We start from the raw sequence: 8,666 nt of genomic DNA on the forward strand, positions 1-8,666 counted from the left end.
CTCGTCCGGTGTGTCCGGCAATGCCGGCGGTTGCGACTGTGCGGCGGTGGCCGGTGTCTGCACGCCACGGGCGATGCTGTGTGGTGCGGAAACGTGGAGATTGTGTCTCTTGCGGCGGGTTGCGTTTCGGCGCTTCGGGCGAATCTGTACTATGAGTGGCCGTTCAGTCGACAGTCGTGGAAGGACACGACCTCGGGGAGCGTCCACTGCTGGTGGGCTGTTCCCGGTAGCGCTTGAAAACCCCGTGTGCAGACGGAAACTACCGCATGTGCGGCTCGGCGGAATCAGGAGCGAAATGAACAGCAATCTCGTTGACGCTCCGGGCGCGCCCTACACCTCGCGCCTGGTGGCCATCACCGGCGATCGGCTCATACATCCGGCCGATACGCAGAACGACTTGGCGCGCATCGTGCTGAGGTGGGCGCGCGGCTGGGTGCCGGAAACCTGGGCCGCCCGGCAATACTTCGCCTATTGCGGGGCCGGTGACGGCGAATCGCCGCGGTACGCCGATCAGGATGTCGCCGGATGGCTGCTGCTCCGGCCGCAACCGGGATCGCTGGCCTCGCGAGTGCGTTCGAACGAACTGGATGTCGCCACCGCGCTCGCGGCGGAAGCGGAGGCATGGCCGGAGTAGCGGGTGTACTCGGAAATCTCTGCGGCGCCGATTGCGGCGACGCAGATTTTTTTTGCCCGGACAAGGTTTCCGCTGGTCCGGGCGGTGGCAGCGAGCCCGGAAACGGACTTGTTGACCTGCCAGAGTGAATTTTGTTGTCCGTCATACAATAGCGCGGAAATGACCCGAAAGTGATCTTGTGGGCCGGTCAGCGGATCAGCCGCCGACACGATAGTGGCAGGCGGCTGGAACCGGCGTCGCACGTCCGCTAAGTTCGCATCACGCGGTCCGGATATCACACCTGCAATGCCGGATGCGTAGAACCAATCGTCAGAATCGATGGTTGTCGAAAGAATCGATGATTGTCGAACTCGATCATCGAAGCCCAGAGGAGTTCGAATGCTGAAGAAGATTGGCCTTGTCACTGCCACGATGGCGGCTGGCGCCTTCATGTTCGGTGGCATCGCCGCTGCCACCACGCCGGGCGGCCACGGCCACCACCACGGTAGCGACCAGAACGGCCTGGTCAACCTGAACAACACCGACATCCTGCACAACGTGAACGCGACCCTCGGCCTGTGCGGCAACGACGTCAACGTGCTCGGCGTCCAGGTTCCGATCCGTAACGCGCTCAACGGCATCGGTGTGCCGATCCTGTCGCCGGGTGAGAACGAGGCGTCCGGCAAGTCCCCGTACAACTGCGCTGCGGGCACCGTCATCGACGGTGGCACCTCTCAGGGCAACTGATTCTCCTGCCGAGGCTGCCCGCGATTCTCGCGAACGCAAGCCGAGGCATGGAGTCCGACGATTCGCATCGAGCGCCTCGAGGTACCCCGGGGCACGGATAGAGCTGCACACTCCTGATCCGTGCTCCGGGCGTACCGGACGCCGTGTGACGTCGGCGGGTGGGATCGGCTGCCTTGCCCAGGTCCGTGCCGGTCCCACCCGGTGTGCTCGACACCTTAACCAATATCTCTGATTCCCGCGACCGGTGGCTGATGCCCCGGCGCGGGAATCCTTTTATGTGCTCCTCCTGCCGGGCGCGACATTCCGTCCGCAGCCCGTGATCAAGCTGCCTGGCGACGGTGCGGGCGGATCGTGAAGTCGCCTGGTGTGGTCCGGGGCTGAACCGGGCAGCTCGGTCGCGTCGCCTGTTCCGGTTGCTTGGCCCGGGAGTTTCGGTCGGCAGTGCCGGACGGCTATTCCCCGCCGTTGCCGGTCGAAGGAGGAATTTTCCGGCCTCTGGACATGAAACGGCCGTGGTGTGCGCTGTGCACGCCACGGCCGCGGTCAAGCGAGCGTTGGTCACCCTGCCCGATGTGGTGGTGAAGAACTCCTCGGTGGAAATGCCTGGACCGGAACCGGTATGTCGGGACCGCGGTCCCGGTCCAGGCGCCGTGCGATTCGCACCCGAATCGCCGGGCTGCTCACCTCAGCCGGACCTCATCTCGGTACGAGCCGGGTGAAAAGCTCAGTTGTGCTGGCTGGTGCCACCGTCGAGCAGGTTGCCCGAAGCGCAGTTGGTCGGGTTCGAGCCGGTGGCGGTGTTCTTGCCCGGCGAGAGGATCGGCAGGCCGACGCCCTCCAGCACGTCGCGCAGCGGCACCTGCACGCCGACCGCGTTGATGTTGTTGTCGCACAGGCCCAGCGTCAGGTTGACGTTGTGCGCGACGTCGAGGTTGTTGACGTTCACCAGGCCGTTCTGGTCGCTGCCGTGGTGGTGTCCGCCGTGTCCGCCGTGGTGAGCGGTCCCCGAGGTGCCGGCGGCGGCGACGCCACCGAACATGAAGGCACCAGCCGCCATCGTGGCGGTGACCAGACCGATCTTCTTCAGCATGGGCTACTCCTAGGAGATCAAGAGATGATTGTCGCGCAGGCTTCCGCCACATCGCACGTGCCGCGCAATCTACGGGCGACCGGTGGCCCCCTTCCACTCTTTGCCACGATGGTGTCGGGTCGCAGTTCTCTGACCGAGGTTTTCTTACCCGGATCGGTGATATCGCGATTGGTGACTGCGGTGCCTTTCGCGTTCTGCTGGCTGCGGTGAAGTGCGCGGATGCTTGCCACGACAGTGATGTCGTCTGCAGTGCAGGCCGGATCGGGACTTGCTTGGGCCTTGTGGTAACGGGGATGGGATTGGCGTTGCCCTCGAAGTCGGCAATGGGGCGGTGGCTCACGACCAGGTGTGGAGAATCGCCGATCGCGCAATGGTTGTCGTTTCGGCCCGGTTGCTGCGTATTCGAGAACGGGCGATTCCCCAATGGTGGGCGTCGGCACCCGGACGTCGTGGGGAAACGGTGTCACCTGCCTGTCTCGAAACGTTGGCGGGCGCGGTCGGTGTGGCTGGTCACGGGCTTGGTGCCGGCTGCCGCGGCGAGCCCGGTGGGAGGAATGCCGACGTAGATCGACTCGGTTCGGGCGACGGCGTGGGTCTCGTGCCAGATGCCGACGACGTCTTTCGCGGCGCGGGTCCGGCGGTTGTACTCGCTATTGGCGAGTGGTGCTATCCAATGTCAAGGGGTGCCGGTATGCGGATGTCCGAGCTCTCGGCGAAGACCGGAGTTGCGGTCGCGACGATCAAGTACTACCTGCGCGAAGGCCTCCTGCCCGCCGGGCGGTTGATGTCCACCACGCAGGCGCAGTACGACGACGCACACGTCCAACGCCTCCGTCTCATCCGTGCGCTGCTGGGGCCGGCGCGGTTGAGCATCGCCCAGGTGCGCCGGGTGCTCGACGCGATCGACGCGCCCGAGGCCGGCACGCTCGCCCGGCTCGCTCAGGCGCAGCATGCCGCCAGTGTTGGCGGAGACGTGGACGATCTTGGTCCGGCGGAGGCGGTCCTCGCGCGCGCCGGCTGGAAGTTCGATCCCGAGAGTGCCGAGGTCGCGCAACTCGCGGCGGCGCTCGCGGCGCTCGCGGAAGCGGGGTATGAGATCCCGGAGGAGAACTTCACCGCTTACCTGGACGCGGCGGCCGTCATCGCGGAAACCGAGATCGCGCATATCCCGACCGGGTCGGCCGAGGCGGCCATCCGGTATTCGGTGCTCGGGACCGTCCTGGTGGAGCCGGTGCTGCTCGCGCTCCGGCGTCTTGCCCAGCAGGACGCGGCTTATCGGCGGTTCGATCCGGATGGGTCGCGTTGAGCCTGTGGTAGGTAAGGGGAACGGCCGGTGGTTCGCTCCTGAGTGGACTGTTGCGCGGGCCATCTCGGCGAAGCGATCCAGGGGAGGCGAGTAGTTCAGGCGGACGTGTCGTTGCCCTGCCGCAATTGGCTACTCGCGCCGAACAGGGCCGTTACGGCATGCCCGGTCTGAATCGTATTCACGTACGGTCGGGGGGTGTGATAACCCCTTCGCCAGCGCATTCGGACGGGCACCCGGAGTGATACTCCGACGGTATCGCCGCCGTTCGGCGGGACGATCGCGCGCCGTGTTTGCCTGGTTGAACCGGGTTGCCCGGCGAGCGGGGGACGGAGTTTCCGCAGGTCTGGTAAACCCGTTGTCGTGACCCCGGGAGTGACTGTCGAGCTGCTGGGCACCGTGCGGGTACGGCGTGGCGACACCGAAATCGATCTGGGCCCGGCCGGCCGGTGCTCGCTGTTCACGATGCTCGCGCTGCGGGCAGGGACCACCGTCCGGCTCGACGAACTCGTCGACGGCCTGTGGGGTGAGACGCCGCCCAAAACCGCCGAGGGCATCGTCTACACCTATGTTTCCGCGCTCCGTAAGGCAGTGGAGCCCGACCGGACGCGCGGCGCCGCGCCACGGGTGCTGACCGGGACGCGGGCCGGGTATTGCCTGCGGCTGCCCGCCGATGCGATCGACGCGAGCCGTTTCGAGGCGATGACAGAAGAAGCGCGGCTTCGCTGGGCGGCCGAGGACTTCGCGGGGACTCGGGCGCAGTGCGATGCCGCGCTCCGCGAGTGGGGCGGGACGCCGCTGGGTGGGGCGACCGGTCCGTTCGTCGAGGTGGAGCGCTCCCGGCTGGCGTTGCTGAAGCTGGACGTGGAGGAGCTGCGGTGCGCCGCGTTGCTCGAAACCGGCGCGGCGAGCAGTGCGGCCACCGCCCTGACCGCGCTGGTCGCGGAGAATCCGTTGCACGAGCGGCTGCACGAGTTGTTCATGCTGGCGTTGTGCCGTACCGGGCGGCAGGCCGAGGCTTTGCAGGTCTACCAACGGATCCGGCGGCAGCTCGTGGAGGAGCTGGGCGTCGAGCCGGGACCGGCGCTACGCCGGGCGCACGAGCAGGTGCTCACCGGCGAATCGGGTCCGCCGGTGGGCCGGCCGGGGCCGGCCAGGGTGGTGCCCGCCCAGCTGCCGCACCGGATCGCGGAATTCGTCGGCCGGGAGGACGAAGTGGAGCGGCTGCGGCAGCGGTGCCGGACCGCGTCCTTCGGGGTGGCCGGCGGTCCGGTGGTGATCTCGGCGATCGACGGTTCGGCCGGGGTCGGCAAGACCGCGCTCGCGGTGCATGTGGCGCACCAGGTCGCGGAGTCCTTTCCGGACGGACAGCTCTTCCTGGACCTGCGCGGGTTCGATCCGCGGCATCCGCCGATCACCGCGGAGGCCGCGCTCGCCCAGCTGCTGCAGAGCCTCGGTGCCGACGCGGAGCTGATCACCGGCGACGTGGCGGCGCAGGCCGCGCTGTACCGCTCGCTGCTGGCCGGCCGTCGGGTGCTGGTGGTGCTGGACAACGCCGTGAGCGCGGAACAGGTTCGGCCGCTGCTGCCCGGTTCGGCGGGCTGCCTCGCACTGGTCACCAGCCGCAACCGGCTCGCCGGGCTGGTCGCCCGCAACGGGGCCACCCGGCTCAGCCTCGACGTGTTGCGGCCCGAGGAATCGCGGGAGTTGCTGCGGTGTGTGCTCGGCGCCGAGCTGGTGGACACCGAGTTCGAGCTGGCCACCGAGCTGGCCGTCCATTGTGGATATTTGCCGCTCGCGCTGCGGATCGCCGCGGAACGGATCCTCGGCGACGAGCACTACCGGCTGGCCGATCTGGTGGCCGAGTTGCGGGTGGTCCCGGAACGGCTGGACGCACTGTCCACTGCGGACGATGAATCCTCGGTGGTGCGTACCGTGTTCTCCTGGTCCTACCACACGTTGAAGCCGGAGGACGCCCGCGCGTTCCGGTTGCTGGGCCTGCATCCGGCGGCCGAGCTGAGCATCGCGGACGCCGCCGCGCTGCTCGGTGTCGCGGTGACCACGGCGCGGCGCCGGCTCGACAGCCTGGTGCGCCGGCACCTGATGGAGCAGGTGGCGCGCGATCGGTACCGTTTCCACGACCTGCTCCGGATTTATGCCGCCGAATGCGCCGAGCAGGACGAATCGGCGGAAGCGATCGAGCAGGCCACCGCCCGGCTGGTGCGCTGGTGTCTGCACGCCACCGTCACCGCGCGCGAACTGGTGGCGCCCGGGCTGGGGCCGATCGATCCCGGCCCGGCCGATCCGGATCAGCCACGGCTGGTGCTGCGGGACTACGCGGAGGCGATCGGCTGGGCGGGCCGCTCGCTGTCCGGGGTGGCCGACGTGCTGGAACTGGCGGCGGCGCGCGGATTCGACGGACTCGCCGCGCGGCTGGCCACCGCGCTCGGCGCGCTGTGTCACTGCCTGAGCCGCTGGCCGGAATGGCAGCGGGTCATCGGAGCCGGGCTGAGCGCCGCGCGACGGGTCGAGGATCGGCTCGCCGAAGGGCGGCTGTGCAACGACTACGGCGTGCTGTGCCATTTCCTCGGTCGCGCCGAGGATGCGGTGGCGGCGCATCGCCGTGCTGTGCGCATTCTGGGCGCGCTGGACCGGCGGGACCCTGCCGTCGTGGCCAACCTCGCCGTCGCGTATCTGATGATCGGCTGGGAGCTGGACGCGTTGCCACTACTGGAAAACGCGCTCTTGCTCGCCAAGGCGCACGGCAGCAGGTTCGTCGAGTCGTCGGTGGCGGAAGGACTCGGCGCGGTGCTGTCCCGGCTCGGCCGGCACGACGAGGCGATTGAGCTGGGGCTGTCCTCGGTGGAGCTGGTGCGGGGCACCGGCGCCGAGCACATGCTGTCGCACGCGCTGCGTCAGGTCGGTCAATCCTGCTTGCACGCCGGGCGGGTCGAAGACGCGGTGGGTCACCTCGAAGCCGCACTCGAACTGTGGCGGGCCCTCGGCGACCGATGGGGCGAGATCTCCGGCAGTCACGCACTTGCCTGCGCACTGCATCAGGCCGAACGGCCTAACGCTGCCCGCCGATTGCTCGTCTCCGCGCTGCAGATCATCAGTGAGTCCGGATATCTCGGAGTGCACTACCGCGAAGAGAGTGAAATGCGGGCCTTGCTCGCCGAACTCCGCTGATCGGGTTATACCGTGGTCGAATCCGGCTCATCCTTGCTGCTGACGCCCGGATGGTACTTGCGCGCATAGGGTCCGCGGTGAAAGTCCGATGTGCGGTTCTGGAGAGGACACCCGATGCGTAGAACAGTGTTGTTCGCTGCTCTTGGTGCGATGACAGCCACGACCCTACTGGCGCCGAACGCGGGGGCGACCGGTGGGCCGCGGTGGGGCGCATGCCCGGCGGATGTCAGGTCGCCGACGTTACAGTGCGCGACGTTGCAAGTGCCACTGGATTACCGGGATCCCGGCGGGCGCAAGATCGGCCTGACGATTTCCCGCTTGGCGAGTACGAATCCGGAGAAACGCCGCGGCGTGCTCCTGACGAATCCGGGCGGCCCCGGCGGTCCCGGCCTGGATATGCCGGGAATGCTGACGATGCCAGGGCTACCCGGGACTCTGCCGCAGAACGTGCGGGACACCTACGACGTGATCGGGATCGATCCGCGCGGAGTCGGGCACAGTTCGCCGGTCACCTGTGACCTGACCAAGGCGCAGCTGGAACTCAGCAATATGCCGTACGCGAACACTCCGGCCGACGTGGTGAAACAGGCCAAGGTCGCGAAGGAGGAAGCGAAACAGTGCGCGTCGTCGAAATCCGCCTGGATGCTGCCGTACGTGACGACGGCGAATACTGCACGTGATCTGGATCAGGTCCGGAAGGCGTTGGGCGAGGAGAAGATCTCCTACCTGGGCGTTTCGTACGGGACGTATTTGGGCGCGGTCTACACGACGATGTTCCCGCAGCGCAGTGATCGGTTCGTGCTCGATTCCAACCTCGGCTCGGGTGGGTACGACATCGAGGCGATGCACGGGTTCGCGCGCGGAATGCAGGACCGGTTCCCGGATTTCGCGAAGTACGCGGCGGCTCATCCGGAGTTCGGGCTCGGCACGAAGCAGGCGCAAGTGACCGCGAAGTTCTTCGCACTGGCCGCCCGCCTGGACCGGAACCCGATCGGCGGCATAGACGGGTCGATCTTCCGCACGCTGACCTTCGAGCATATTTACCTGGATGCTCAGTTCCCGCAGCTGGCCAAGGCCTGGCAATCCCTGGACCGGGGTGTGGCGCCGGTATCGGGGCTGATGAAGTATCCGGAGAACCTGCTGGCCACGCGGTTGCACGTGATGTGCGGTGATTCGAGCTGGCCGCGGTCGGTGGGCAGCTATCAGGCCGATGTCGCGGTCAGCCGGGGCGAATACCCGATGATCGGTGCGGGCGCGGCGAATATCGGGCCGTGCGCTTACTGGGCGCCGCCGAAGGAACCGAAGGTGCGAATCAGCGATCGCGGCCCGTCGAACGTGCTGATGGTGCAGAACTTGCGGGATCCGGCGACTCCGTTGTCCGGTGCTCGTGACCTGCGCCGTGCCTTCGGCCAGCGGGCCCGGATGGTGACCGTCGACCAGGGCGGGCACGGTGCGTACGCGTTCGCGGCCAATCAGTGCGCTACCGCGGTAGTCAATGATTATTTGGCGACGGGGAAGCGTATTGGGCAGGACCGGTTCTGCGCTGCGGAAAGTCGCTGAGGAGCGGGGTTCGGTCAGGGTGTCGGCAAAGTTGGTCGGGGACCCGGCAGTGGGCGATGCGGAGGTGTGTGCGACCACCTCGTGGCGTGCGCCGGACCGGTTTCGGGTCTGTGAAGGGACCCTTCACAGACTCAGAGTCCGTGAAGGGTCCCTTCACAGCACCC

7 protein-coding genes are annotated in these 8,666 nt (G+C 67.4%); 5 read left to right on the forward strand and 2 right to left on the reverse strand.

Going from position 1 to position 8,666, the window contains the following annotated elements; all coding sequences use genetic code 11:
• The first annotated feature begins 295 nt into the window (after positions 1-295).
• Positions 296-634 (forward strand): hypothetical protein, encoded by a 339-nt coding sequence (locus tag D5S19_RS06970; protein WP_120022488.1) that lies wholly within the window; start codon positions 296-298, stop codon positions 632-634.
• 378 nt (positions 635-1,012) lie between these two features.
• Positions 1,013-1,360, forward strand: coding sequence for a hypothetical protein (locus D5S19_RS06975; RefSeq protein ID WP_120022489.1), 348 nt, complete (start codon positions 1,013-1,015; stop codon positions 1,358-1,360).
• Between the two features lie 724 nt (positions 1,361-2,084).
• Here D5S19_RS06975 and D5S19_RS06980 read toward each other — a convergent pair.
• Both D5S19_RS06980 and D5S19_RS34060 read right to left on the reverse strand, forming a co-directional pair.
• Entirely contained in the window at positions 2,085-2,450 is a 366-nt protein-coding gene (locus D5S19_RS06980; protein WP_120022490.1) for a hypothetical protein, read from the reverse strand.
• A gap of 463 nt (positions 2,451-2,913) precedes the next feature.
• Positions 2,914-3,120, reverse strand: coding sequence for a monooxygenase family protein (locus tag D5S19_RS34060; protein WP_120022507.1), 207 nt, complete (start codon positions 3,118-3,120; stop codon positions 2,914-2,916).
• Positions 3,121-3,141: 21 nt separating this feature from the next.
• Here D5S19_RS34060 and D5S19_RS06990 point away from each other — a divergent pair, with 21 nt between their 5' ends.
• From D5S19_RS06990 to D5S19_RS07000, 3 genes are all read left to right on the forward strand, one after another.
• Entirely contained in the window at positions 3,142-3,756 is a 615-nt protein-coding gene (locus D5S19_RS06990; protein ID WP_120022491.1) for a MerR family transcriptional regulator, read from the forward strand.
• Between the two features lie 360 nt (positions 3,757-4,116).
• Positions 4,117-6,942 (forward strand): AfsR/SARP family transcriptional regulator, encoded by a 2,826-nt coding sequence (locus D5S19_RS06995; protein ID WP_120022492.1) that lies wholly within the window; start codon positions 4,117-4,119, stop codon positions 6,940-6,942.
• Between the two features lie 114 nt (positions 6,943-7,056).
• Positions 7,057-8,502, forward strand: coding sequence for an alpha/beta hydrolase (locus D5S19_RS07000; RefSeq protein ID WP_120022493.1), 1,446 nt, complete (start codon positions 7,057-7,059; stop codon positions 8,500-8,502).
• Positions 8,503-8,666 lie beyond the last annotated feature (164 nt).

Source organism: Amycolatopsis panacis, assembly GCF_003600245.1.
GTDB classification, from domain to species: Bacteria; Actinomycetota; Actinomycetes; order Mycobacteriales; family Pseudonocardiaceae; genus Amycolatopsis; species Amycolatopsis sulphurea.

What these genes read in the sequence shown, in the direction of transcription:
- D5S19_RS06970 (WP_120022488.1), top strand. Translation starts at nt 296, where the DNA reads ATGAACAGCAATCTCGTTGACGCTCCGGGCGCGCCCTACACCTCGCGC.
- D5S19_RS06975 (WP_120022489.1), top strand. Translation starts at nt 1,013, where the DNA reads ATGCTGAAGAAGATTGGCCTTGTCACTGCCACGATGGCGGCTGGCGCC.
- D5S19_RS06980 (WP_120022490.1), bottom strand. Translation starts at nt 2,450, where the DNA reads ATGCTGAAGAAGATCGGTCTGGTCACCGCCACGATGGCGGCTGGTGCC.
- D5S19_RS06990 (WP_120022491.1), top strand. Translation starts at nt 3,142, where the DNA reads ATGCGGATGTCCGAGCTCTCGGCGAAGACCGGAGTTGCGGTCGCGACG.
- D5S19_RS07000 (WP_120022493.1), top strand. Translation starts at nt 7,057, where the DNA reads ATGCGTAGAACAGTGTTGTTCGCTGCTCTTGGTGCGATGACAGCCACG.